This is a genomic window from Mesorhizobium sp. M0088 (assembly GCF_040322895.1).
Lineage (GTDB): Bacteria > Pseudomonadota > Alphaproteobacteria > Rhizobiales > Rhizobiaceae > Mesorhizobium.
Window position 1 is genome coordinate 49,895 of sequence record NZ_JAMYUI010000032.1, and the last position, 24,530, is coordinate 74,424.

The 24,530-nt window shown below is 63.4% G+C and carries 19 protein-coding genes; 10 read left to right on the forward strand and 9 right to left on the reverse strand.

The genetic code is table 11. The features are described from left to right. Window positions 1-86 precede the first annotated feature (86 nt). Window positions 87-1,550, forward strand: a complete 1,464-nt coding sequence (locus NKJ67_RS30485) for an AMP nucleosidase (protein ID WP_245486076.1) — start codon at window positions 87-89, stop codon at window positions 1,548-1,550. 70 nt (window positions 1,551-1,620) lie between these two features. After that, entirely contained in the window at window positions 1,621-2,667 is a 1,047-nt protein-coding gene (locus NKJ67_RS30490; RefSeq protein WP_256745687.1) for an endonuclease/exonuclease/phosphatase family protein, read from the forward strand. Window positions 2,668-2,671: 4 nt separating this feature from the next. On the opposite strand, the gene NKJ67_RS30495 is transcribed toward NKJ67_RS30490, so the two are convergent. The 3 genes from NKJ67_RS30495 to NKJ67_RS30505 form a co-directional block, all read right to left on the reverse strand. Next, the gene (locus NKJ67_RS30495) at window positions 2,672-3,271 is read right to left on the reverse strand and encodes a DUF922 domain-containing protein (RefSeq protein ID WP_352584971.1); all 600 of its coding nucleotides are present in this window, start codon (window positions 3,269-3,271) and stop codon (window positions 2,672-2,674) included. A gap of 128 nt (window positions 3,272-3,399) precedes the next feature. Then, window positions 3,400-5,079, reverse strand: coding sequence for an electron transfer flavoprotein-ubiquinone oxidoreductase (locus NKJ67_RS30500; protein ID WP_352584973.1), 1,680 nt, complete (start codon window positions 5,077-5,079; stop codon window positions 3,400-3,402). A 63-nt stretch (window positions 5,080-5,142) separates the two neighbouring features. Next, on the reverse strand, window positions 5,143-5,289 hold the full coding sequence (locus NKJ67_RS30505) for a hypothetical protein (protein WP_155930595.1): 147 nt from the start codon (window positions 5,287-5,289) through the stop codon (window positions 5,143-5,145). 10 nt (window positions 5,290-5,299) lie between these two features. Between NKJ67_RS30505 and NKJ67_RS30510 the strand changes: the two genes are divergently transcribed. From NKJ67_RS30510 to NKJ67_RS30520, 3 genes are all read left to right on the forward strand, one after another. After that, the gene (locus tag NKJ67_RS30510) at window positions 5,300-5,944 is read left to right on the forward strand and encodes a hypothetical protein (protein ID WP_352584975.1); all 645 of its coding nucleotides are present in this window, start codon (window positions 5,300-5,302) and stop codon (window positions 5,942-5,944) included. Window positions 5,945-6,183: 239 nt separating this feature from the next. Continuing rightward, window positions 6,184-7,053 carry a uracil-DNA glycosylase gene (locus NKJ67_RS30515; protein ID WP_352584977.1) on the forward strand — a complete coding sequence of 290 codons (870 nt, stop codon included), beginning with the start codon at window positions 6,184-6,186 and terminating at the stop codon, window positions 7,051-7,053. A gap of 144 nt (window positions 7,054-7,197) precedes the next feature. Next, complete coding sequence (locus NKJ67_RS30520) at window positions 7,198-8,010, forward strand: helix-turn-helix domain-containing protein (RefSeq protein ID WP_127270977.1); 813 nt, start codon at window positions 7,198-7,200, stop codon at window positions 8,008-8,010. Here NKJ67_RS30520 and NKJ67_RS30525 read toward each other — a convergent pair whose 3' ends face one another. Beyond that, window positions 8,011-8,913 carry a DMT family transporter gene (locus tag NKJ67_RS30525; protein ID WP_352585016.1) on the reverse strand — a complete coding sequence of 301 codons (903 nt, stop codon included), beginning with the start codon at window positions 8,911-8,913 and terminating at the stop codon, window positions 8,011-8,013. A gap of 71 nt (window positions 8,914-8,984) precedes the next feature. Then, the gene (locus NKJ67_RS30530) at window positions 8,985-11,291 is read right to left on the reverse strand and encodes a xanthine dehydrogenase family protein molybdopterin-binding subunit (RefSeq protein ID WP_352584979.1); all 2,307 of its coding nucleotides are present in this window, start codon (window positions 11,289-11,291) and stop codon (window positions 8,985-8,987) included. Window positions 11,292-11,447: 156 nt separating this feature from the next. On the opposite strand from NKJ67_RS30530, the gene pepN reads away from it, so the two are divergent. The 4 genes from pepN (at window position 11,448) to NKJ67_RS30550 (ending at window position 17,398) form a co-directional block, all read left to right on the forward strand. Continuing rightward, the gene (pepN, locus tag NKJ67_RS30535; RefSeq protein ID WP_352584981.1) at window positions 11,448-14,093 is read left to right on the forward strand and encodes an aminopeptidase N; all 2,646 of its coding nucleotides are present in this window, start codon (window positions 11,448-11,450) and stop codon (window positions 14,091-14,093) included. Between the two features lie 180 nt (window positions 14,094-14,273). Further along, window positions 14,274-16,595 carry a PAS domain-containing sensor histidine kinase gene (locus NKJ67_RS30540; protein ID WP_352584983.1) on the forward strand — a complete coding sequence of 774 codons (2,322 nt, stop codon included), beginning with the start codon at window positions 14,274-14,276 and terminating at the stop codon, window positions 16,593-16,595. 108 nt (window positions 16,596-16,703) lie between these two features. Beyond that, on the forward strand, window positions 16,704-16,964 hold the full coding sequence (locus tag NKJ67_RS30545; RefSeq protein WP_352584985.1) for a type II toxin-antitoxin system prevent-host-death family antitoxin: 261 nt from the start codon (window positions 16,704-16,706) through the stop codon (window positions 16,962-16,964). Next, a complete protein-coding gene (locus tag NKJ67_RS30550) occupies window positions 16,961-17,398 on the forward strand; it encodes a hypothetical protein (protein WP_352584987.1) in 438 nt (145 codons plus the stop codon). The genes NKJ67_RS30545 and NKJ67_RS30550 overlap by 4 nt, the downstream gene beginning before the upstream one ends. A gap of 59 nt (window positions 17,399-17,457) precedes the next feature. Here the strand turns inward: NKJ67_RS30550 and NKJ67_RS30555 are convergent, their stop codons facing one another. Genes NKJ67_RS30555 through NKJ67_RS30565 form a run of 3 tightly spaced genes read right to left on the reverse strand, consistent with a single transcriptional unit; the run spans window position 17,458 to window position 22,566 of the window. Continuing rightward, window positions 17,458-20,406, reverse strand: a complete 2,949-nt coding sequence (locus tag NKJ67_RS30555; RefSeq protein ID WP_352584989.1) for a bifunctional [glutamine synthetase] adenylyltransferase/[glutamine synthetase]-adenylyl-L-tyrosine phosphorylase — start codon at window positions 20,404-20,406, stop codon at window positions 17,458-17,460. Further along, the gene (locus tag NKJ67_RS30560) at window positions 20,406-21,884 is read right to left on the reverse strand and encodes a sensor histidine kinase (RefSeq protein ID WP_352584991.1); all 1,479 of its coding nucleotides are present in this window, start codon (window positions 21,882-21,884) and stop codon (window positions 20,406-20,408) included. Before NKJ67_RS30560 ends, NKJ67_RS30555 begins: the two co-directional genes overlap by 1 nt. A gap of 7 nt (window positions 21,885-21,891) precedes the next feature. Further along, window positions 21,892-22,566, reverse strand: a complete 675-nt coding sequence (locus tag NKJ67_RS30565) for a response regulator transcription factor (protein ID WP_352584993.1) — start codon at window positions 22,564-22,566, stop codon at window positions 21,892-21,894. A 34-nt stretch (window positions 22,567-22,600) separates the two neighbouring features. Here NKJ67_RS30565 and NKJ67_RS30570 point away from each other — a divergent pair, with 34 nt between their 5' ends. After that, window positions 22,601-22,723 (forward strand): hypothetical protein, encoded by a 123-nt coding sequence (locus NKJ67_RS30570; protein WP_276325607.1) that lies wholly within the window; start codon window positions 22,601-22,603, stop codon window positions 22,721-22,723. 194 nt (window positions 22,724-22,917) lie between these two features. Here NKJ67_RS30570 and NKJ67_RS30575 read toward each other — a convergent pair whose 3' ends face one another. After that, window positions 22,918-24,471, reverse strand: a complete 1,554-nt coding sequence (locus tag NKJ67_RS30575) for a Do family serine endopeptidase (RefSeq protein WP_352584995.1) — start codon at window positions 24,469-24,471, stop codon at window positions 22,918-22,920. Between the last annotated feature and the right edge of the window lie 59 nt (window positions 24,472-24,530).

Consider the following 24,530-nt stretch of genomic DNA (forward strand, 5'->3'; position numbering starts at 1 on the left):
GCGACACCCCTCCCAAGTGCCGATCCAAGTCTCTATATTGAGCCATGGAAAAGCGAATCTACCCACAAGCCATCGAATCTGTCGTCATGCCGGAGCCTTTTGGCCGGCAAAGCTTTGATAGCGCCGAAAAAGCAGTCAAGGCACTGCAGGCGCTTTACGACCGCAACACCAAATTCCTGCGCGACTCCTTTGCAGAGCTGGCGGCAGCAGGCGGCGACAATGGCAAGCGCTACCGGGCCTTTTATCCGGAGATCGGTGTCACCACCAACTCGTTCACCCAGATCGACTCGCGCCAGGCCTATGGCCATATGCCGACGCCCGGGCATTTTTCCACCACCATCACCCAGCCGGGCCTGTTCGAAAGCTACCTCGTCGAGCAGTTGCGCCTGATCATGCGCAATCATGGGGTTGCGGTCACGGTGTCGGAATCGACCACACCCATCCCGCTGCATTTCGCCTTCCTTGAAGGCACCCATGTCGACGGCGCGACGGCAGAGCGCATCAAGCGGCCGATCCGCGACCTGTTCGACGTGCCGGATCTCGATGGCACCGACGACCAGATCGCCAACGGCACCTTCGAAGTCGCCTTTGGCGAGCCGAGGCCTCTGGCGCCCTTCACGGCGCAGCGCATCGATTATTCGCTGCACCGGCTGTCGCACTATACGGCAACCACGCCGCAGCAGTTCCAGAACTTCGTGCTGTTCACCAATTATCAGTTCTACATCGACGAGTTCGTCGCCCGTGCCCGCGACCTGATGGCCAATGGCGGCGGCGGATACACGGAGTTCGTCGAGCCGGGCAATGTCATCACCAAGAGCGGGCAAAGCGCGCCCAGCGAAGGCGTTGCACCGCCGCGCCTGCCGCAGATGCCGGCCTATCACCTGAAGAAATCGGGACATGGCGGCATCACCATGGTGAATATCGGCGTCGGGCCTTCCAACGCCAAGACCATCACCGACCATATTGCGGTGCTGAGGCCGCATGCCTGGGTGATGCTCGGCCACTGCGCCGGCCTGCGCAACACCCAGGCGCTTGGCGACTATGTGCTGGCGCATGCCTATGTGCGCGAGGACCATGTGCTGGACGACGATCTTCCGGTCTGGGTGCCGATCCCGCCGCTTGCCGAGATCCAGGTGGCGTTGCAGGAAGCCGTCGCCGAAGTCACCGGCCTTACCGGCTATGACCTGAAGCGCATCATGCGCACCGGCACCGTCGCCACCATCGACAATCGCAACTGGGAACTGCGCGACCAGCGTGGCCCGGTCCAGCGTCTGTCGCAATCTCGCGCCATCGCACTCGACATGGAATCGGCGACCATCGCCGCCAATGGCTTCCGCTTCCGTGTTCCCTACGGCACGCTGCTGTGCGTTTCGGACAAACCGCTGCATGGCGAGTTGAAGCTGCCCGGCATGGCGACCGAATTCTACAAGCGCCAGGTGGCGCAGCACCTGACCATCGGCATCAGGGCGATGGAGAAGCTCGCGGAAATGCCGATGGAGCGGTTGCATTCGCGCAAGCTCAGAAGTTTTTCGGAAACGGCGTTCCAGTAGGCCGATGCCACGCATCGCGGCGGCATTTCTCATCTTGATTGGGCCGCATTTCTGCCGATAAGCAGGCGGCATGGAGAGAGCGAGCCTCGGGACATTGCTGATTTCGGTTGCATTCCTGGCAATGCTGGCCTGTTCGATCGCTCTGGTGGCCGGGTTTTTCGGAACGCTGCATCCCGCCTTCGATTCCTTCTCGCATTTCCGCGTCCACCTTGCCGTGCTGATGGCTCTTTGTGCGCTGCCGCTGCTGGCCACGACATTTCGCCTGCAGGCGGCCGTGGCACTGCTTTTTGCCGTGGCGGCCTTCGCCACCACTTCCGGGTCGCTGTCCTTCTCCCGCCTGTGGCCGGTTCAGGCCGCCTATGAAGCCAAGAACGACGACCGCGCGATCTACAAGCTGCTGCAGATGAACCTGCGCTACGACAATCCGACGCCGAAGAAGGTGCTGTCGCTGATCGGCCGGACCAATCCCGACGTGATCACCCTCGACGAGGTATCGGCGATGTGGGCGACCGAGCTTGGCTATATCAGCAGCGCCTATCCATACCGGATCCTCTGTCCCTATCCCAACGGGATATTCGGCGTCGCGCTGCTCTCGCGGAGGCCCTTTGCCGCGGGCACCGAGGCGCGTTGCGAAAGGCGCGGCGCCATGGCGACAGCGACCGTCGACTTCGGCGGCATCGACGTCGATGTCGCGGCGATCCACCTCAGTTGGCCGTGGCCACGCGAGCAGTACTGGCAGATCGGCGAGTTGACGGAGCCGCTTTCCGCGCTCGGCGAGACGGCCATCATGGCGGGCGACTGCAATGCCGCGCCATGGAGTGCCGCCGTGCGGCGGGTCGCGGCGCTTGGCGGGCTGACCGTGATGCCGTCCGCCGGCCCGACCTGGATCCACATCAAGCTGCCGGACTTCCTGCGGCGCTTCGCCGGCCTGCCGATCGACCAGGTTTTCAGCAAGGGCGGCGTGACCATCCATTCCGCGACACGGCTGGAGGACACCGGCTCGGATCACCTTCCGGTCATGGTGGAGTTCTCGCTCAGGCTGAACCAGCAAAAGCCGCTCGATGAACATGAAACCGCGACCGCGGCCATAAGCCAGACCGGCAAGACGCCAGGCTGAAGGATCAGGGCCTGACCAAAGCGATGACGAGATGCTGGACATGGCCGCCATCGCGATGCTCGCGCGCATCGAAAGCGAGCTGCTTGGCCTCATATACGGCATTGGTGGCCTTGATACGTCGCTGTGCCTCGCGACGTGTCTTGTAGCAGAACCGGTCGTCGGCAATCCTGAGGCCGGAGATCGATCTTTCCGTGGCCCGCATCATCTCCCTGGCGATGCGGCCATGGGTTTCCTCATGGGCGCGGACGCCGGCGAAGAACCGCGTCCATCGCTTCCGGAGCGTCGGCGTGGTGGCCGAGGCGACACGCGGAAACGTATAGAAGAGATTGAGCGTGCCGTTGGCGCGCCGCAAGCGGCAAACGCCATTGTCCTGGCTGGTGTCAAGGTCCCAATCCACTGCGTAGCCGGTCAACGCGATGGCGTGCGTCATGAAGCCGTGCTTCGGCCCCTTGCGGTCCATAGCCTGCATCAGCGCCAGCCCCGTGGTCCCGGTGATGTCGTAGGTCCGCGTCTTGACCACCACCCTGGTGCCGGCCGAGGCCGCCGAAGCCAAACCGAACAGCGCACCGATCGCCACAAGGCATGCCAGAACCGCCAGGCGCATTGGCCATCTCCTTATCGTCAAGGAATGGAACCATAAGCGCGCGGCAGTTTCAACAGTCCTAATGTTTCACATGCGACGGGAGACCCGAGCCGTCGTCGGGTCCTTTGCACGCTGTGGCCGGCGCGGGCCTACATGCCCTGGTAGACCGGGCCTTCTCCGCCTTGCGGCGGCACCCAGTTGATGTTCTGGTTCGGGTCCTTGATGTCGCATGTCTTGCAGTGGACGCAGTTCTGCGCGTTGATGACGAAGCGCACATCCTTGGCCGTGGGATCGGCGGCGGCATTGCCGTCCTTGTCGACCCACTCGTAAACCCCGGCCGGACAGTAGCGCGTCGAGGGGCCCGCAAAGACATCGTGCTCGGAACGTTTCTGCAGTTCCATGTCGCCGACAAGCAGGTGGACCGGCTCGTTTTCCTCGTGATTGGTGTTGGACAGGAACACCGAGGACAGCCTGTCGAAGGTCAGCACGCCATCTGGCTTCGGATAGGCGATCTTCTTGTGCCGGGCGGCAGGCTCGAGCGTCGCATAGTCGGCCTTGCCATGCTTCAGCGTGCCGAAGGGCGAGACACCGAACAGCGTGTTCAGCCACATGTCGAGGCCGCCGAGGCCGACACCGACGATCGTGCCGAAGCGCGACCACAGCGGCTTGACGTTGCGCACCTTCTTCAAATCCTTGCCGATGTCGGTCGCGCGCCAGGCTTCCTCGTAGGAAGCGAGTTCGTCGTTGGCGCGCCCGGCACCGATCGCCTCTGCGACATGCTCGGCCGCCAGCATGCCGGACAGCACGGCATTGTGCGAGCCTTTGATGCGCGGCACGTTGACGAAGCCCGCCGCACATCCCATCAGCGCACCACCGGGGAAGGAGAGTTTCGGCACCGACTGCCAGCCGCCCTCGGTGATGGCGCGCGCGCCATAGCCGAGGCGCTTGGCGCCGTCGAAAGTCCCGCTGATCGCCGGATGGGTCTTGAAGCGCTGGAACTCCTCGAAGGGCGACAGCCAGGGGTTCTTGTAATTGAGGTGGAGGACGAAGCCGACCGCCACCTGATTGTCCTCGAGATGGTAGAGGAACGAGCCGCCGCCGGTCTTCAAGTCAAGCGGCCAGCCGAAGGAATGCTGGACCAGGCCCGGACGGTGGTTCTCCGGCTTGACCTGCCAGAGTTCCTTCAGGCCGATGCCGTATTTGCCCGGTTCGCGGCCATCGGAAAGCTTGTATCTGGCGATCAACTGCTTGGCGAGCGAGCCGCGAGCGCCCTCCCCGATCAGCACATATTTGCCCATCAGCGCCATGCCGGGTGCGAAGCCCGGACCGTGCGTTCCGTCCTTCTCGATGCCCATGTCGCCGGTGACGACGCCGGTGACGGCGCCTTGCTCATTGTAGAGCAGGCCGGCAGCGGCAAAGCCCGGATAGATCTCGACGCCGAGCGCTTCGGCCTTGGTCGCCAGCCAGCGGCAGACATTGCCGAGCGAGACGATGTAGTTGCCGTGATTGTTCATCAGCGGCGGCATGAAAATGTTGGGCAGGCGAAACGAGCCGGCGGGACCAAGGACCAGGAAATGGTCTGATGTGACCGGCGTCTTGAAGGGATGGCCGTCCTCGTCGCGCCAGCCCGGCAAGAGCCGGTCGATGCCGATCGGATCGACAACGGCGCCGGAGAGGATATGGGCGCCGACCTCACCGCCCTTCTCCAGGACGACGACCGAAAGCTCGGGACTGACCTGCTTGAGGCGGATGGCTGCGGCGAGGCCGGCAGGGCCGGCGCCGACGATAACCACGTCGAATTCCATGCTTTCGCGTTCGATGTCGCTCATCAACCCCTCCGCACTGGCTTATCCCATTCGGGTATCTTGCTGGCTCCCGCGCTGCATAGCGCATCAATTGACGACAGGAAACCGGCGCATACGTGACAATGCCGTTTTGGCCAAAAAGTCGCGCATTGCGAGGCTGGAAGACTGCTTTTCGCCCGGCATTGCCTGCGAGGCGCGCGTTTTTAATTGTTCGACGGCTTGCTTATCGGCCATACTTCACGCCATGCGCATTCCTGGGCCAGCCGGCTTTTCATCGACGCGCTTTCTTTTCCCGCCCGGCCGGATCCGCCGGGCGCTCCTTTTGGCCCTTCTGATGCTGGCGCCGCATCACGCTGCCGCCGACGAAGTGAAGGTCTGGGCGGCAGGCGCCTACTCCTTCTCCGACGAGCTTGGCGGCTTCCAAATCACCGGCGCCTCGGGCATCGGAACGAAGGACGATCCGTTCGTCATCACCGAAGAGCTGAATTCGTCAACACCGGTGACGCTGACGATCCGCACGACAAAGCCGATCCAGGCCTTCGGCAAGGCCGGCGAATTCGCCAACGGCATGATGTATATGCGCATCGAGGTGCTCAACAACAGCGGCCAGGCCTGGGTCGAATTCCAGTTCGAATTGCAGGAGATCCTGAATCGACCGAGCGTGTTCGGCGACGGGCTTTCCTTCGACCAGCGCAACAAGACGCCAGACAATATCTTGTCGAGCAATTTCGCCGATTTCGATCGCGATTTCGAACCCTATGACCGGCTGCTGTTCAGGAATGGCAAGGTCGACCCGGTGAAAACCGCCAGGTTCGAATTCCTGATGACTGATTACACACCGCGCTGGACGTTTTACCTCGTGCAGGATCCACGCATACCGACGGGATGAGGCGCGGATGCGGGGCGCGCTCTCCCCCCTCGAGGGGGAGATGTCGCCGAAGGCGACAGAGGGGGTCGGCACGACCGGACGCGACTCCCCTTCGCCGACAGAGGAGGTTGACGCTCTACGCGCGACGACCCCCTTTGGCCTGCCGGCCATCTCCCCCTCAAGGAGGGAGATTGGCTGTCATCACCGCTTTCGCCAATCACAAACTTGCAAATCGTGCTCGCGCGGATGAATGTGCCGGCATGACTGCCGCTTCCCCAAACAACAGACCTGACATCGCCGACTTGCTGGCCTTTTATGCCAGCGTGGGCGTCGACGAGGCGCTTGAAGACCATTCCGTGAACCGATTCGCCGAGGTTGCGCCAAAGCCCATGGAGCGCGCGGCGGCGTCTTCGGGCGATATCGCCGCACCGCAGCGTTCGACGAATATGTCTCGCCCCGAGCCAAGTGACAGATCAAGTGCGCCGCCGGTTGCGCGCCCAACGTCGGCCACCGTTCCCGACGAAGCGCAGGCGGCACTTGCCCGCCAATTGGCGACCACAGCAACGACGCTGGACGAGCTTCGCCAGCACATGGCGGCATTCGAAGGCTGCAATCTCAAGGCCACCGCCAAGAGCCTGGTGTTCGCCGACGGCAACCCGGAAGCCGCCGTGATGCTGGTCGGCGAGGCACCCGGCCGCGACGAGGACATCAAGGGCCTGCCCTTCGTCGGCCGATCGGGCCGGCTGCTCGACCGCATGCTGGCGGCGATCGGGCTCGACCGTACTTCAGTCTATATCGCCAATGTCATTCCCTGGCGGCCGCCGGGCAATCGCACGCCGACGCCGCACGAAACCGAGATCTGCCGGCCGTTCATCGAGCGGCAGATCGAACTGGTCAATCCGAAGGTGCTGATCAACCTTGGCGGCCCGTCAGCCAAGACCTTGCTCAACACCTCGGAAGGCATATTGCGGCTGCGCGGCAACTGGCGCGCCCACACGACGGCGTCCGGCATCGCCATCCCGGCCATGCCGACGCTGCATCCGGCCTATCTCCTGCGAACCCCGTCGCACAAGAAGCTGGCGTGGCGGGATTTTCTCGAAGTCAAGGCGAAGCTGCGTGCACTTGGGTGATTGGCCAATCTCCTCCACGAGGTGGGGAGATTGGCTGTCATCTCCGCTTTCGCCAATCTCCAATGTGGATAGGCGAACGCCGGCAAGAGCTATGACCTCAGACGTAATTGAAATGCCCCCCTCTCCCAGTCTAACCATGCCCTCATGACAACAGCCCAAACCTCCGCCGGCAGCCTCATTCGCGAGTGGCGCACCCGCCGCCGCATGTCTCAACTCGACCTCGCCATGGAGGCCGAAATCTCGCAGCGGCATCTGAGCTTCGTCGAAAGCGGCCGCGCCGCGCCCTCACGCGACATGGTGCTGCATCTGGCCGAGCAATTGTCGATACCGCTGAGGCAGCGCAACCAGTTGCTCCTCGCCGCCGGCTTTGCGCCGAGCTTCGGCGAGCGCTCATTGACCGACACCACGATGGCGCCGGCGATGGCGGCGGTCGAGATCGTCCTCAAAGGCCACGAGCCTTTCCCGGCACTCGCTGTCGACCGCCACTGGAACCTGGTTTCGGCCAATGCCGCCATTGCCCCCTTCCTTGCCGATGTCAGCGAGGCTTCGCTGCTGACGCCGCCGGTCAACGTCCTTCGCCTCAGCCTTCATCCCGGCGGCATCGCGCCACGCATCGTCAATCTCCAGGAATGGCGGACGCATCTGCTCGAGCGCCTGAAACACCAGAATGACGCGAGCGGCGACGCGGTGCTGATCGAACTCGAGCGTGAGCTGAGGACTTATCCGTCCGGCTTGAAAGGCAGTCGGCCGGTGTCGGTAGAGCCGAACCCCATCGTGCACCCGCTCAGGCTTGCGCACGGCGACCAGGTGCTGTCGTTCATCAGCACCATCACCGTCTTCGGCACGCCGCTCGACGTGACCCTGTCGGAACTGGCGATCGAATCGTTTTTTCCAGCCGATGAGCAGACGAGAACGGTGTTGGTGCGGTTGGCGAAGGAGCGGGCCGAGCTGTCGTAATCACCCTTCAGGCAAAGATGCCTTGCGCGTGCGGGTGCGCTCCAGGCCAAGCTGGCGTTCGCGCCAGATGATGAAAATGCCGGCGGCGACGACGATCAGGCCGCCGGCAAGCATATGGAGCGTGGCGACGTCGCCGAAGACGAGATAGCCGACGACGACGCCGAGGATCATCGACGTATATTCGAACGGCGCCACGACCGAGGCTTCGGCATGGCGATAGGCTGCCGTCATCAGGATCTGGCCGAGGCCGCCGCAGAAGCCGGCGGCAACAAGAAGAGCCGCCTGGAGCGGCGTCAGCGCCTGCCAGCCGAATGGCAGCGACAGCAGCGACATGACGCTCGCCGTCACCGAAAACCACAGCACGATGGTCGCCGTGCGCTCGCTTTGCACGAGATTGCGCACCAAGAGCATGGCGACGGCCGAGATCGCCGCGGCGACAAGAGCGGCAATAACGCCAAGCACTTCCTGGTCGTCGAGCGCCTCGTCGGAACTCAGCAGCGTCAGTTCCGGCCAGGAGATGATCAGCACGCCGACCAAGCCGACCGCGACCGCACTCCAGCGATAGACACGGATGGCCTCGCCGAGGAAGATGGAGCTGAACACCACCACCAGCAGCGGCTGCGCGTAGTTCAGCGTGATCGCTTCCGGCAGCGGCAGCCGGGTCAACGCAAAAAAGCCGAGCCCCATGGCGCAGACGCCGACCAGGCCGCGGGCGATGTGGTTGAACGGACGGTTGGTGGTGAAGGCAGTGCCGAGTTCTTTCCTGAAGGCCAGGAAGGCGATGATCGGGAAGATAGCGAAGAAAGAGCGGAAGAAGACAATCTGGCCGGCCGGAACCGTGCCTGCGGCTTTGATGCAGGTCTGCATGCCGACGAAGACCGCCACCGACACGATCTTGAACATGATGCCGGTTAGGGTGTCGTGCCCGCCGGCATTATCGCCGGCTGTGGCCGAGGGGCTGCCGGGGCCTGCTGTCACGCTCCCGACGCTTCTCGGATGGTCGCCCAGATACGCGCCGGCGTTGCCGGCATGTCGATGTGCTTGACGCCATAGGCGCGCCAGAGCGCGTCGGTCACCGCATTGAGCGCCGCCGGGGTCGAACCGATGGTGCCGGCCTCGCCCGCGCCCTTGATGCCGAGTGCATTGGTGGTCGAAGGCACGTTGCGGGTCTCGAAATGGAAGAACGGGAAATTGTCGGCGCGCGGCATGGCGTAATCCATGAAGCTCGCCGTCAAAAGCTGTCCGTCCTCGCCATAGATGGTGTCCTCGGTCAGTGCCTGGCCGATGCCTTGCACGACGCCGCCATGCACCTGGCCGGCGAGCAGGATCGGATTCACGGTGACGCCGAAATCGTCGACGATTGTATAGCGGACGATCTCGGTCGCGCCGGTGTCGGGATCGATCTCGATCTCGCAGATATGAGTGCCGTTGGGATAGGTGCATTCGTCCTGCACGAACTCGCCAAAGCCCTTGAGATCATCCGGCGTCTTGGCGGCCTTGGCGATGGCGGAAAAATCGATCGAGCGATCGGTGCCGACGATGCGGGCAACACCATCAGACAGCTCAATGTCGCCGGCCGAGGCTTCAAGCTCGTCGGCGGCGATGCGCTTGATCTTGTTGGCCAGATCCTCGCCCGCGCGGGAAGCCGATACACCCCCCAGCGGTATGGAGCGCGAGCCGCCGGTGCCGCCGCCGGCTTTCAATTCATCGGTATCGCCCTGGCGGACATGGATCTTGTCGATGTCGAGATTGAGCTTTTCCGACAGGAACTGGGCATAGGCAGTGGCGTGCCCCTGTCCGTTGGTCTGGGTGCCGATCTTCAGCGTCACCGTGCCATCGCCATTGAGTTCGACGAAGGCCGGTTCGGAGCCCGGAAAGGCACAGGCCTCGATATAGGTCGCCATGCCGAGGCCGCGGATTTTTCCGCCGGCCTTCGATTGCGCCAGCCGCTCGGGAAACGCTTTCCATTCGGATTGCTCAATGGCGCGCTCCATATGGCCTTCGAATTCACCGGTGTCGTAGAGGCGGCCGGTTTGCGTCCGGTAGGGAAATTGCTCCGGCCGGATGAAGTTGCGGCGGCGGATCTCCTCGACAGGCAGGCCGAGATCATGGGCGCAGGCATCGACCAGCTTTTCCAGCAGGAAGGCTGCTTCCGGACGGCCGGCACCGCGATAGGCATCGACCGGACAGGTGTTGGTGTAAAGGCCGGTCACCGAGACATCGAGCGCCTGGATATCGTAGACACCGGTCGACATGGTGACGCCGATATAGGGGATGAACGGGCCGTATTGCGAGATATAGGCGCCGATGTTGGCGAGCAGGTCCACCTTCATGCCGAGAAAGCGGCCGTCTTTGTCCAGCGCCATCTCAGCCGTGACGAAATTGTCGCGGCCTTGCGCGTCGGTCAGGAAGTGCTCCGTGCGGTCACCGGCCCATTTCACCGGGCGGCCAAGCCGCTTTGCCGCTTCCAGCACCAGCGGATATTCGCGGTAGACGAAGCTCTTCGGCCCGAAACCACCGCCGACATCAGGCGTGATGACGCGCAGCTGGTCCTTCTTGATCTTGAACACGCTGGCCAGGATATACTGCATGGAGTGCACGCCTTGCGACCCGGTGGTCAGCACGAAGCGCTTCTCCTCGACGTTCCATTCGCCGATCGCGGAGCGCGGCTCCATGTAGTTGCACACCAGCCGGTTGTTGACGAACTCGATGCGGGTGACATGGGCGGCCTTGGCGAAAGCCGCTTCGCTCTTTTTCTTGTCGCCCATGTGGTAGCTGAAGGCGCGGTTGGAACCAAGCTCCGGCCAGACCAGCGGCGTGCCTTCGGCCAATGCCGTTGCCGTCCCGGAGGCCGCATCTTCGCCGTCATAGTCGACATCGATCAGTTCGGCGGCATCCTGCGCCAAGGCTCGGCTGTCGGCGACGACGAAGGCAACGGCATCGCCGACATAGTTGACGCGGTCGCCGCACAGGATCGGGATGTCGCGCGTCGGAGCCTTGGTGCCGTCCGGCTGTTCCTGCATGACGCCGGATTTCAGATCGCCGAGATGGGCAAGATCCTTGCCGGTCAGCACCAGATGGACGCCAGGTGCCGTCTTCGCCGCCTCGGTCGAACCGATGGTGAAGCTGGCCTTGGCGACCGGCGAGCGCAGGACATAGCCATGCAGGACGCCAGCCGGCTGGATGTCGTCGGTATAGCGGCCCTGGCCCTGGATGAAGGCGGCATCCTCGCGCCGCAGCACGGATGCGCCCATGCCGAATTTCGGTGTGACGACGGTCATGGGTGCCTCGTGATGATGACAGGAGAAGGAACGCCTGAAATAGGCATTGCCTCAGTTTTGTCGAGGGGCCGTTTCGTGTAAAGAGCGCGGACTTCAAATTTCTTGGACCAGCGGACACAATCCGCCGCCAACGCAATCGACAGGAAAACCCACGGAATGCGCACGGACACCGGCCAGGTCTTCAAACTCGAAGACTATCGCCCCAACGACTACCTCATTCCGAAAACCGACCTTACCTTCCGCCTTTCGCCAGACGCAACGCGTGTCACCGCCGTCCTCACGATAGAGCGCCGTGACGACGTCTCCGTGTCGGCACCGTTGGTGCTCGACGGCGACGGGCTGACGCTTAAGCGCATCGAGATCGACGGCAAGAAGGTAAAACCGGCGGATCTGCTGGCGACGCCTGACCAGCTGACCATCCTCAAGCCACCGGCGGCGCGTCGCTTCCAGTTGCTCATAGAGACCGAGGTGGCGCCGGCGGGCAACGAAGCCCTGATGGGCCTCTACCGCTCGAGCAATGTCTACTGCACGCAATGCGAAGCGGAGGGCTTTCGCCGCATCACCTATTTCCTCGATCGTCCCGACATCCTGTCCGTCTACACGGTGCGCATCGAGGCAATGCGTGACGAAGCGCCGCTGCTCCTGTCCAACGGCAACCCGGTCGACAGAGGCGACCTCGGCGACGGCCGGCACTATGCCGTGTGGCACGACCCTTTCCCCAAGCCGTCCTATCTGTTCGCGCTGGTGGCCGGCAATCTCGGCCGGCTTGCGGACAGTTTCGTCACGCTATCGGGCCGCACGGTCGAACTCGGCATCTATGTCGAGCCCGGCAAGGAGAAGCTGGCCGGCTACGCGATGGATGCCCTGAAGCGGTCGATGAAATGGGACGAGGAGGCATTCGGCCGCGAATACGATCTCGACGTCTTCAACATTGTCGCCGTGTCCGACTTCAACATGGGCGCGATGGAGAACAAGGGCCTCAACATCTTCAACGACAAATATGTGCTGGCCGACCGGGAGACCGCGACGGACGCCGATTTCGCCAATATCGAGGCGATCATAGCGCACGAGTATTTCCACAATTGGACAGGCAACAGAATCACTTGCCGCGACTGGTTCCAGCTCTGCCTGAAGGAAGGCCTGACGGTTTTCCGCGACCACGAATTCTCCGCCGACCAGCGTTCGCGCGCGGTCAAGCGCATCGCCGAAGTGCGCACCTTGCGCGCCCACCAGTTTCCCGAGGACCAGGGCCCACTGGCGCATCCAGTGCGGCCGCGCCGCTACCGCGAGATCAACAATTTCTACACCGCCACGGTCTACGAGAAGGGCTCTGAAGTGGTGCGCATGATCCGCACAATTCTCGGTGCCGACGTCTTTCGCGCCGGCATGGACCTCTATTTCGAGCGGCACGACGGTGACGCCGCGACGATCGAGGATTTCATCAAGGTGTTCGAGGATGCGTCCGGCCGCGACCTGTCGCAGTTCGCGCTCTGGTATCATCAGGCGGGCACACCGAACCTGACGATCAGTTCGACGCACAATCCGGCCGCGCAGGAATTCACGCTCGAAATCGAGCAGTCGGTGCCGCCGACACCCTCCGAAAGCCGCAAGCGGCTGATGCACATCCCGCTGGCTTTCGGCCTGATCGGCGCCGGCGGCAAGCCTGTGCCGTATAGCGGCGTCGAGGGCGCCAGCGTCGAGGACGGCGTCATCCATATCCGCAAACGTCGCCACATGGTGCGGTTTTCAGGCGTCACCGAGCGCCCGGCCGTGTCGCTCAACCGCGGCTTTTCGGCGCCGGTGACATTGTCCGTCGAGCAGAAAGCCGACGACCAGTTCTTTCTCGCCCGCCATGACAGCGACGCCTTTTCGCGCTGGCAGGCCTTCAATACATTGCTGACCGATGCACTGATCACCGCCTTCCGCGAGATCCTCGGCGGCAAGCAGCCGGCCTTTGCACCGCGGCTGATCGAACTCGCCGGCAGCATCGCCGGCGACGAGACGCTGGAGCCGGCCTATCGAGCACTGGCGCTGGCATTGCCCGGCGAAGCCGACATCGCCCGCGACATCGGCCGGAACATCGACCCCGATGCTATCTATGCGGCTCGCGAGGCACTGGCGTTGGCGATCGGCACTGCGAACCGGGACGTTTTTTCGGGCCTTTACCGCAGCCTTGCCGACAAAGCAGCGTTCAGCCCCGACGCGGCGAGCGCCGGACGACGCGCCTTGCGCAACACCTTGCTGGATTATCTGTCGCTGCAGCCGGGTGGAGCAGCACTCGCCGCCAGGCATTTCCAGTCGGCGACCAACATGACCGACCGCGCGGCAGCACTTGCCGTGCTCGCGCATCGTCACCACGGTTCGCCCGAGGCGGTCGAGGCGCTGGCGGCTTTCGAGACGACCTATGGGTCCGACCCGCTGGTCATGGACAAATGGTTCCAGATCCAGGCCAGCGTTCCGGGGCCGCAAACCGTCGACACCGTGAAGGCCCTGACCAACCACCCGGCCTTCTCGATGGGCAATCCGAATCGAGTTCGCTCGCTAATCGGCACCTTCTCCAGCGCCAACCAGACCGGTTTCCATCGTGCCGATGGCGAAGGCTACTGGTTCTTTGCTCAGACTGTGCTTGAGGTCGAAAAACGCAACCCGCAAGTGGCGGCCAGGCTGGCGACGGCGCTCAGATCGTGGCGTTCGCTCGAACCTTTGCGGCAAGCCAAGGCCAGGGAAGCGCTGCTGTCGATCGCCGGCGCCGAAAACCTGTCGGCGGACCTTCGGGATATTGTCGAGCGCACGCTGGCGTAGGGAGAGCGATCTCCCCCACGTGGGGAGATCGACCATTTCGGCGTTATTTTAGTCGATTTTTAATCTTTTTTGGCCGGACCACTGGACAAGGCGAATCACCTTTGATTCTTTACTGACGATTCGGAAGTGCGGCGTTTGCCGGATCACCAAGCAGCATAGGCAATTCGGGGAGTGCCATTTATGGCGAAGGCGGACGCGTGGGGCGCGCCCGGACGGACGGTTTTTGCGCATCGCGAGACGCGCGGCGACGGTCTTGCCGGGAATACGCGGCTCATCGCCGAACCGGCCTACCGGCGGCTTCTGGCCGCCGAGCCGCTGCTGCGCCGATCGATACCCGTCCTCATCATCACCTTCCTGATCGTCATCGCGGCGCTGCGCGTGCTGTCGCTGATGAACGAGCGCGACGATGTCGAGCGCAATGCCAAGGCGATCCTGACGCTGGCGGCGGGCCAACTGGCCAGTTCGCTCGCCACCACCTCGGAAACGGTGCCCGGCGCCATACAGGATCTGCTGGAGACCACCAGCCGCCAGGGCGCGATGGGCCGCAGCCATGTGCTTGTCATCACCGACAGCGCTTTCAAGATCGTCGCGGTGACGCCGCGCTCCATGCCATGGCAGGGCCATTCGCTCGACGGCCTCGTCGAGGGCGGCCAGCCCCTGTTCATGTTCGGCGATCGTGCCGGCGTCATGGACGTCAACATCGACGGACGGGACTGGTACGCGGCGGTCAGCCTGGCGAATGGCGGCAAGGGCGCATCGGCGGCCCTGGTGCCACAGGACGCGGTTTTCGATGCCTGGCGCAAGACCGTTTCGCTGAACGTCACCCTGTTCGTGCTGACGGCCGGCGTGCTGATCGTCATCCTCTATGCCTATTTCGGCCAGGCGGCACGTGCGCAGGCGGCTGACCGCATCTATCTCGAAGCGCATCAGCGCATCGACATGGCGCTGGTGCGCGGCCGCTGCGGCCTGTGGGACTGGGACATGGTGCGCGGCAAGATGTACTGGTCGCGCTCGATGTACGACATGCTCGGCTACAAGCCCTGCGACACGATGCTGTCCTTCGGCGAGGTCGATCAGATCATCCATCCCGAGGACGGTGACCTGTTCGAGCTCGCCAACAGAATTGTCGCACGCGAGATCGATCATATCGACCAGGTGTTCCGGATGCGGCATTCCGACGGCCAATGGGTCTGGATGCGCGCACGGGCGCAGGTCATCGATCCGGAAGCCCCGGAGATCCAGCTGATCGGTATCGCCGTCGACGTCACCGAGCAGCGCCATCTGGCGCTGCGTTCCGAGGCGGCCGACCTTCGCCTCAGAACGGCGATCGAGAACATCAACGAATCCTTCGTGCTGTGGGATTCGACACAACGCCTGATCATGTGCAATTCCAAATACCAGCAAGACAACGGGCTTTCGGACCGCGACGTGATGCCGGGCACCGCGCGCGCGGCGCTGGAAGAACGCATGCTGGCCTTTGCTTCCGAACGGCGGCTTGCCCACACCAGCGGTCTGCAGGGCGGCGCCACTTTCGAGCGCCAGCTGGCGGATGGCCGCTGGCTGCAGGTCAACGAACTGAAGACCCGGGACGGCGGCATCGTCTCGGTCGGTTCCGACATCACCCAGATCAAGCTGCACCAGGAGAAGCTGGTCGACAGCGAGCGACGGCTGATGGCAACGATCCATGATCTCAGCCTGGCGCGGCGGGCAGAAGAGGAGCGTTCGCGCGAACTGGTCGACCTCAACCGCAAATACATGAAGGAAACGGAACGCGCCGAAGCTGCGAACCGGGCCAAATCCGAGTTCCTGGCCAACATGTCGCATGAGTTGCGCACGCCGCTGAACGCCATCATCGGCTTCTCCGAACTGATGGAACAAGGGCTGTTCGGCCCGCTCGGATCGGAGCGCTACGAGGAATATGCCACCGACATCAACAGCAGCGGCAAATATCTGCTGGGCGTCATCAACGACATTCTCGACATGTCCAAGATCGAAGCCGGCCAGTTCTCTCTGGACCGGGAAGAGATCGACCTCGGCCCGCTGATCAGCGAAACCGTACGCGTCGTTTCGCTGCAGGCGGCGCAAAAGGCCATCACCGTGGAAACGCGCATTGCCGATGCGCTGACGCTGGTCGCCGATCGCCGTGCGATCAAGCAGATCGTCATCAACCTTTTGTCCAATGCGGTGAAGTTCACCGGCCAGGGCGGCCACATATCGGTCAGGGCCCGCAACACATCCGGCGCGTTGGTGCTGACGATCGAGGACAATGGCTGCGGCATCCCCAAGGAGGCGCTCGGCAAGCTCGGACGGCCCTTCGAGCAGGTGCAGAACCAGTTCTCCAAGAGCCATGCCGGGTCCGGCCTTGGCCTTGCCATCTCACGTTCGCTGGCCGAGCTTCAGGGCGGCGCGCTGAAGATCCGGTCGAGCGAAGGTGTCGGCACGATCGTGTCGGTGCGCATCCCAGTGAAGAGGGCCGTGCTAGCCGTCAAGGTTGCGGCCTGAAGATTTCATTACCATTCCAAGCTTGATCCCACCTCGCAGGCCCGAGGTGAGATGCTTTGACAAAGCTATCTATTTTATCTATTTTAGATAGAAAAGAGAGGCATTGTCATGCGAGTGACTTCAACAGAATTCCAGCAGAATGTCGGGCGTTTTCAGGACGCCGCCCAGCGTGCGCCGGTCGCAATCACAAAGAATGGCCGGACCCACACGGTACTCCTGTCGGCGGCGATGTTCGAGGTGTTGGTCAAGGGACGAGTCGCCCGTGACGCGGAAGAACTGGACGATGAGACGCTGAACGCCATCGCCGAAAGCGCCGTACCGAGCGAATATGCCGGGCTCGATGCGATGCTCAAAGACTGGACACCGTGAGCCTGCCCAAACCTATCCCGGGTATGATGATTTCCTATTCGTACCTTTGGGTGAGAGAACACCAAAAAGGTGCGGGGGAAGGCCGCAAAAGCCGGCCATGCGCCATTGTCGCCGCGCGCCGGGTCGTGGAGGGCCGTGAATTCATAACGGTCGTTCCGGTCACACACTCGCCACCGGCTGATCCTGCCGATGCAGTAGAAATACCTGCGCCACTCAAAGCCCATCTCGGCCTCGATGACACGCCGTCATGGATCGTCGTGACCGAAACCAATGACTTCCTCTGGCCAGGTCCCGATCTCAGGCCCATCGCGGGGAGCAAACCGTCCCGGTTCGACTATGGCATGCTGCCGCCGCGTTTCTATGCCTATCTGCGCGACCGGATTTTGCAGTCTCACGCGAGCCGGGCGCTCCAGCAGATTCGGCGAACAGAGTAGCTGCAAGAGACTGGAAGACCACGAAACGTCTTCGGTTCCAGGGGACGATCGCTTCACGGTCATCCCGTACGAAGCAAAAGATCGAAATCCTTCCTGACCGTCTGCGACGTCTCCTTGAGGTGTGCTTCCAGCACACTGAAATCCGGCAGGTCGGTCACCGCCAGAAGCAGATCCGAAAGCCCCGGCGGAACGTCGTCGCGCTCGAAGGCTCCGGTGAGGCACAACCGCGTCATCTGGGTCAGTGCAAGATAGAGCGCGTAGGCATCGCCAAGCTCCTGCCTGGTCCCGGCATCGGCGAAGCCCGGTGCGAGGCGCGACAGGATCTCGGCGGTGCCGGTGGCACGTGGTCCGGCCCCGACCTGCCCGGTGATTTCAGCCACCTGGGCGATGAATTCGAGATCGATGAGGCCGCCGGGAATAAGCTTGATGTCCCAGAGATCGCGCGGCGGCTTTTCCTTCTCAATCATAGCCCGCATGTCCGCAGCCTCGGCCATCACCTTTGCAGCATCGCGCGGCTGTCCAAGCACCGCCGCTACTTCCGCTTCAACCTCGCCGCACAGGCTGGCGTCGCCGGCTATGGCGCGGGCGCGGGCCAGCGCCATGTGCTCCCAGGTCCAGGCTTCCTGGCGCTGGTATTTCTTGAAGGCATCGATATGGGTGGCCACCGGCCCCTTGTTGCCGGACGGCCGCAGGCGCAGGTCGAGTTCGTAGAGCACGCCCTCCGCCGTCGGCGCCGACACGGCCGCGATCAGCCTTTGCGTCATGCGGGTGTAGTAATGCGAAGGCGCCAGCGGCTTGTCACCGTCGGACTCTTCGGCATCCGGCGCGTGGTCGTAGAGCAGGATCAGGTCGACATCCGATCCGGCGGTCAGCTCGCGGCTGCCGAGCTTGCCCATGCCGAGCAGCGAAACCACGCCGCCGGCAATGGTGCCGTGGCGCGCCGCGAATTCGGCCGTCACCGCCTGCAACGCAGCCTCGATGGTGAGATCCGCCAGATCGGAAAAGGCGCGGCCGGCGCGCGCCGGATCGATCGAGCCGGCGAGCAGCCGGACGCCGATCAGGAATTTGTGCTCGGAGGCAAAGATGCGTAGCCGGTCGAGCACGTCTTCATAGAGCCGGTCGCCCTCGACAAAGGCGGAAAGCCGCGCCGACAGATAGGCGCGGTCCGGCAATTCAGTGAGCAAGGCCGGGTCGAGCAGACCATCGAAGACATGCGGCCGGCGCGTGATGATCGCTGCCAGCCGGGGGGCGGCACCCATGATCGTCGCCAGGAGCTTCAGCAGGGCCGGGTTGGACTGCAGCAGGGAAAACAGCTGGATGCCGGCCGGCAGGCCGGCGAGAAACTCGTCGAAGCGCATCAGCGCTTCGTCGGCCCGACGCGTCTGGCCGAAGGATCGCAGCAGCGCCGGCGTCAATTCCGTCAGCCGCTCGCGCGCCTCCGCCGACTGAGTGACGCGATAGCGGCCAAAATGCCAGCCTCGGATGACGCGGCAGATGTCGCTTGGCCGCTGAAAGCCGAGCCCGTGCAAGGTCTGCAGTGTATCAGGATCGTCGACATCGCCGGTGAAGACCAGGTTGCCGATGCCTGTCGACAGTTCGGGTGCTGTTTCGAACAGTGCCGCGTAGTGGCGTTCGACCTGCTGCAGCGAGGCGCGGAACGCTTGGGAAAAGGCAGATGCATCGGCAAAGGCGAGCATGCGGGCGATGCGCTCCAAGCCTTCATCATCTTCCGGAAGCATGTGGGTCTGCTCGTCGGCAACCATCTGCACGGCATGTTCGACGCGGCGCAGGAACCAGTACTGACGAGCCAGCGCATCGCGCGCCTCGGTGGTGATCCAGCCGCGGGTCGCAAGCTCGCCGAGCATCGGCACGGTCTCGCGGCCACGCAGTTCAGGGAAGCGTCCGCCGGCGATGAGCTGCTGGGTCTGGACGAAGAACTCGATCTCTCGAATGCCGCCGCGGCCGAGCTTGACGTTGTGGCCCTTGACCGCGATCTCGCCGTGACCCTTGTGGGCGTGGATCTGGCGTTTGATCGAATGGACGTCGGCAATCGCCGCGTAGTCCATGTATTTGCGCCAGATATAGGGCTGAAGCTCCTTCAGGAAGGCAGCGCCCGCGGCCAGATCGCCGGCCACCGGGCGTGCCTTGATCATCGCGGCGCGCTCCCAGTTCTGGCCGCGTGCCTCATAGTAGCGCAGTGCCGCCTCGACCGGGATCGCCAGCGGTGTCGAACCGGGGTCTGGGCGCAGTCTCAGATCGGTGCGGAAGACATAACCGTGTTCGGTGCGGTCCTGCAGGATGCGCACCAGGCGGCGCGTCAGCCTCGAAAACAACTCGGTGGCGTCGAGCGGATCGACGACGGCGGGCGCTTCCGGATCGAAGAAAACCACCAGATCGATGTCGGAGGAAAAATTCAGCTCGTGCGCGCCGAGCTTGCCCATGCCGAGCAGGATCCAGCCCGATTGTTTCGACGGATTGCCGATATCCGGCAGTTTGAGTTTGCCCTGACTATGCGCGTCGCGCAGCAGGAAGTCGACGGCCGCACGGGTACAGGCGTCTGCGAGGTCGCTCAACCGCCGAACCGTCAGCGCCGTTTCGGCCTCGCCGGCAAGATCGGCCAGCGCGATCAGGAAATGCGCCTCTGCCTTCCACTGGCGCAGCTCCATCATCAGTCCGGATTCCGAAAGGGTCTCCGCCAAATGCGCATGGTCGATGGCGGCGCCGATCGCTTTCAGCCGAGCCTCGACGGGCTGGTCGAAGAGGTCGTCGAGTATCCGCGGCCGGCGGCGTGCCGTATCGCGCAGGAACGGCGACAGATCGAAGACGGCGGCGAGGAAATCCTGGCCCTCCCCTTTGCCGGCCAGGAACTTGGCCAGCCGCGTCAACCCTTCTTCACGTGCGGCGGAAGCGATCTCGGCCAGTTCCAGCCGCGCGCGGTCCTTGTCCAGCGGGGCAAGCCTGGCCGTCGGCTTGAGCAGCCAATCTTTCACCCTCGCAGCCGTGCTCATCAGTGATCCTCCCGTGCCGGGAAACTCATGACCACGGATAATCCAGGATTGCCAGGCAAGAGTTCAAGCCGGCCATTGTGGAATGTCATGACCGCCTTGGCGAGGCTGAGGCCAAGACCGGAACCCGGCTGCGAACGGCTCTTCTCCAGCCGCACGAAGCGTTCCGTGGCACGCGCGCGGTCGCCGTCGTCGGGAATGCCGTGTCCATTGTCGGCAACAGACAGGCGAACGTCCGTACCGGCTCGCTCGAGCGTGACGCGCACCGCCGGCTGGGCATTGGCGCCGGTCGAATATTTGATGGCGTTGTCGACGATGTTCGACAGCGCCTGACCGATCAGTTCGCGGTTGCCGTTGACGGACACCGCCTCGCGCGCGTCTGCTTCCAGCGACACACCTGCCTCTTCCGCCACCGGCTCATAGAGCTCGACGACATCGCGCACGGCCTCCGCCAGATCGACGCGGTTGGTGTTTTCCGAGGAGTAGCCGGCCTCCAGCCGGGAGATCATCAGGATGGCGTTGAAGGTTTTTATCAGCTGGTCCGACTCGGCAATGGTGCCTTCCAGCGCCTGCCGGTAGTCTGATGTCTTGTGCTTGCCGGAAAGCGTCGCTTCGGCCCGGTTGCGCAACCGGGTCAGCGGCGTCTTCAGATCATGCGCAATGTTGTCTGAAACCTGCTTCAAGCCTTCGTTGAGCGTGGCGATCCTGGCCAGCATGGCATTGAGATTTTCGGAGAGCCGGTCGAACTCATCGCCAACCCCCGTCACCGGCAGCCTGCCCGACAGATCGCCGCCCATGATGCGGCGGCTGGCTTCCGACACGCTGTCGATGCGCTTCAGCGCGGCGCGACCGACAAAAAACCAGATCAGCAATCCGCCCAGCCCCATCATGCCGAGCGCCAGCATCAGCGCACGGCGGATGACCGCACGAAACCGCTCCGGCTCGCCAAGGTCGCGGCCGACCAGCATGATCATCTGGTTCGGCAGCCGCAGCACCAGCGCAATGGCGTTGTGGCCCTTTTCGCCCTGCGCCTGCGCATCGTTCTGCTCGGATTGGGTGGTGGTGCCCTGCTCGGCGGGAAGGTTGCGCAGGCGCTCGAGCTCTCCCTCGCCAAAACGCTGATAAGAGAACGGACTGCTGGTCCAGCCTTCGGTTTCGAGAACGCCCGGCTCCAGGCTCTGCACATTGCCGGTCAGGATCTGTCCGTTGGCGTCGGCGATCAGATAGAGGTTGGCGCCGGGCTGGCGCGAGCGGGCCTCGACTACACGGACCAACACCGGCAGACCGCCGCGTTGATAGGCGCGAGCCAGACCGAGCACCTCGTCATTGATGGTGTCCTGTGTCTGCCCGGTCAGCATGCGCGCCGACAACGAGGTCATATAGAAGACGAGCGCCACCGCGCAGAGCGCGAAGAGCAGGAGGTAAAGCGCCGAAAGCCGCGCTGCCGTCGTCTTCATGATGGCTGGCACGGAAAGAGCCATGCCGCAGCTAGCCGCTCTTCAGCATATAGCCGGCGCCGCGAACCGTATGCAGGATGGGCTTGTCGAAGCCCTTCTCGATCTTGCCGCGCAGCCGGGAGACATGGACGTCGATGACATTGGTCTGCGGATCGAAATGGTAGTCCCAGACATTTTCCAGCAGCATGGTGCGCGTCACCACCTGGCCGGCATGCCGCATCAAATATTCGAGCAAGCGGAATTCACGCGGCTGCAGCGTTATCTCGCGTGACGCACGGCGGACCGAATGCGACAGCCTGTCGAGTTCGAGATCGCCGACGCGGTAGACGGTTTCGGCTTCCTTGGCGCTGGCGCGACGGTTCAGAACCTCGACGCGGGCGAGAAGCTCGGAGAAGGCGTAGGGTTTTGTCAGGTAATCGTCGCCGCCGGCGCGCAGACCCGTGACCCGGTCATCGACCTCGCCGAGCGCCGACAGGATCAGCACCGGCGTTGTGTTGCCCCTGGACCGGAGACCGGCAATGACCGACAGGCCGTCGCGACGCGGCATCATCCGGTCGATCACCATCACGTCGTAGTCGCCGGCGTCGGCGAGCACAAAGCCGGTTTCGCCGTCACCGGCGACATGCGCGGTGTGACCGGCCTCGGCAAAGGCTTTCTGCAAGTAATCCGCAGCCTCGCGATCGTCTTCTATGACGAGAATCTTCATAGGGCTGTTATACGCGATTTCGCCGGAAGGTTGAGTGGCAGACATCTGCATTGTGGCCTTTGCCAAAGCGCATCGCGATCAAGATCGCTCGAAGCAGTGCGCGATAAAGCTGCTCGCTGCCGATGTCGTTGGCATCGGATCGCCGAAGCGCTTTTGAAAGTGTGCGGCAGCGGGCGATGGGAAGCCCGCTGCCGCCGGGGGAAGGCGCGATGACTGACTAACGCGCGTTCCTCCATGCTTTCCCGTACGGCGGCTCGGGGGTGTTGAACCGGCGCACTGGAAAAGTCCAACTTGCCGCCGGAACGCCCTCACCCACCTTGGAAAGGCCGAGAGAACGCTCCGGGGCCGAGCTCAGCCCTTGGCGACGGGCAGCGCGACGAAACGATTGGTGTCGTCGCGGGTGATCTGCATCAGCACTGCCTTGCGGCCGGATTTGACTGCATCGGTCATCGCCTTGGTGACGTCGTCGGTGCCGTTCACTTCGGTCGAATTGACCGATGTAATGACGTCGCCCGGCTGGATACCGCGATCGGCGGCATCGCTGTCGGGATCGACATCGGTCACCACCAGTCCCTTGCCGTTTTCAGATTTGGTAACGGTCAGGCCGAGATCGGCCAGCGTGTCGGGCTTGGCCGGGGCGGCGGGCTGCTGCTGGTCGACAGAGGCCTGCTTGTCGCTCGAGGGCAGTTTGCCGAGATCGACCTTGACCGTCTGGCTCTTGCCGTCGCGCCACACGGTGACGTCGACCGATTTGCCAGGCGAGAAGGCGCCGATCAACCGTGCCAGTTCCTTCGGCGAAGCGACATCCTTGCCGTCGACCTGGGTGATCACGTCACCGGCCGTGATGCCCGCCTTCTTGCCGGGACCATCGTCCTGGGCGCTGGAAACCAGTGCGCCGTTGTTGGACTTCAGACCAAGCGACTCAGCGATGTCGGAGGTGACCGGCTGGATTTCGACGCCGAGCCAGCCGCGCTGCACGGAACCGCTCTTCATCAGGTCCTGAACGACCTGCTTGGCGGTCGAAGCGGGAATGTCGAAGGCTATGCCGACGCTGCCGCCGGACGGCGAGAAGATCGCGGTGTTGATGCCGACGACCTGGCCGTTGAGGTTGAAGGTCGGGCCGCCCGAATTGCCGCGGTTGACCGATGCGTCGATCTGGATGAAGTCGTCATAAGGGCCAGCGCCGATGTCACGGCCGCGGGCGGAGACGATGCCGGCGGTGACGGTTCCACCAAGGCCGAACGGATTGCCGACGGCCACCACCCAGTCGCCGACGCGAACCTTGGAGTCATCGGCGAAGTCGACATAGGTAAACTTGCCGACGCCGTCGACCTTGAGCACGGCGAGATCGGTGCGCGGGTCGGTGCCGACCAGCTTGGCGTCGAGTTCCTTGCCGTCATGCATCACCACGGTGAAGGCCGAGCCTTCCGAAACAACGTGATTGTTGGTGACGAGATAGCCGTCATCCGAGATGAAGAAGCCCGAGCCCTGGGCAACCGGCCGCGGCTGATCGTTGTTGCGGTCGCGGTGGCTGAAGCGCCTGTTGCCGCCACCCTGGCCGTCCTGGTCACCAAAGCCACGGAATTCCTTGAAGAAGCGGCGCAGCTGGGGATTGTTGGGCAGGTTGTTCATGCCATCCTGGTCGTCGGACGGATCGGAGCCGTCATCGGCGGCCGGGCTGATCTTGGCCTTGACCTTGACGCTGACAACAGCGGGAGAAACGCGCTCGACGACATCGGCGAAGCCCGGCACCTGCGGCGCCTCGACACGCACGGCATCAGCCAGAACAGGGCTGGTTCCGCTGGTCAGCGCGCCGACACCGATCGCACCGGCCACGGCGACAGACGCGACGGCAGCCATGAGACGCTTGCGGGTGACGGAATATGAATTGGGGGCAATATTCATGGATCTCTTATCCTCTTTCAACGGACGCTGCTTGGTCGGCATCCTCGGAAAGGAGAATT

What these genes read in the sequence shown, in the direction of transcription:
- NKJ67_RS30485 (WP_245486076.1), top strand. Translation starts at nt 87, where the DNA reads ATGCCGGAGCCTTTTGGCCGGCAAAGCTTTGATAGCGCCGAAAAAGCA.
- NKJ67_RS30490 (WP_256745687.1), top strand. Translation starts at nt 1,621, where the DNA reads ATGGAGAGAGCGAGCCTCGGGACATTGCTGATTTCGGTTGCATTCCTG.
- NKJ67_RS30495 (WP_352584971.1), bottom strand. Translation starts at nt 3,271, where the DNA reads ATGCGCCTGGCGGTTCTGGCATGCCTTGTGGCGATCGGTGCGCTGTTC.
- NKJ67_RS30500 (WP_352584973.1), bottom strand. Translation starts at nt 5,079, where the DNA reads ATGAGCGACATCGAACGCGAAAGCATGGAATTCGACGTGGTTATCGTC.
- NKJ67_RS30505 (WP_155930595.1), bottom strand. Translation starts at nt 5,289, where the DNA reads ATGGCCGATAAGCAAGCCGTCGAACAATTAAAAACGCGCGCCTCGCAG.
- NKJ67_RS30510 (WP_352584975.1), top strand. Translation starts at nt 5,300, where the DNA reads ATGCGCATTCCTGGGCCAGCCGGCTTTTCATCGACGCGCTTTCTTTTC.
- NKJ67_RS30515 (WP_352584977.1), top strand. Translation starts at nt 6,184, where the DNA reads ATGACTGCCGCTTCCCCAAACAACAGACCTGACATCGCCGACTTGCTG.
- NKJ67_RS30520 (WP_127270977.1), top strand. Translation starts at nt 7,198, where the DNA reads ATGACAACAGCCCAAACCTCCGCCGGCAGCCTCATTCGCGAGTGGCGC.
- NKJ67_RS30525 (WP_352585016.1), bottom strand. Translation starts at nt 8,913, where the DNA reads ATGTTCAAGATCGTGTCGGTGGCGGTCTTCGTCGGCATGCAGACCTGC.
- NKJ67_RS30530 (WP_352584979.1), bottom strand. Translation starts at nt 11,291, where the DNA reads ATGACCGTCGTCACACCGAAATTCGGCATGGGCGCATCCGTGCTGCGG.
- pepN (WP_352584981.1), top strand. Translation starts at nt 11,448, where the DNA reads ATGCGCACGGACACCGGCCAGGTCTTCAAACTCGAAGACTATCGCCCC.
- NKJ67_RS30540 (WP_352584983.1), top strand. Translation starts at nt 14,274, where the DNA reads ATGGCGAAGGCGGACGCGTGGGGCGCGCCCGGACGGACGGTTTTTGCG.
- NKJ67_RS30545 (WP_352584985.1), top strand. Translation starts at nt 16,704, where the DNA reads ATGCGAGTGACTTCAACAGAATTCCAGCAGAATGTCGGGCGTTTTCAG.
- NKJ67_RS30555 (WP_352584989.1), bottom strand. Translation starts at nt 20,406, where the DNA reads ATGAGCACGGCTGCGAGGGTGAAAGATTGGCTGCTCAAGCCGACGGCC.
- NKJ67_RS30560 (WP_352584991.1), bottom strand. Translation starts at nt 21,884, where the DNA reads ATGGCTCTTTCCGTGCCAGCCATCATGAAGACGACGGCAGCGCGGCTT.
- NKJ67_RS30565 (WP_352584993.1), bottom strand. Translation starts at nt 22,566, where the DNA reads ATGAAGATTCTCGTCATAGAAGACGATCGCGAGGCTGCGGATTACTTG.
- NKJ67_RS30575 (WP_352584995.1), bottom strand. Translation starts at nt 24,471, where the DNA reads ATGAATATTGCCCCCAATTCATATTCCGTCACCCGCAAGCGTCTCATG.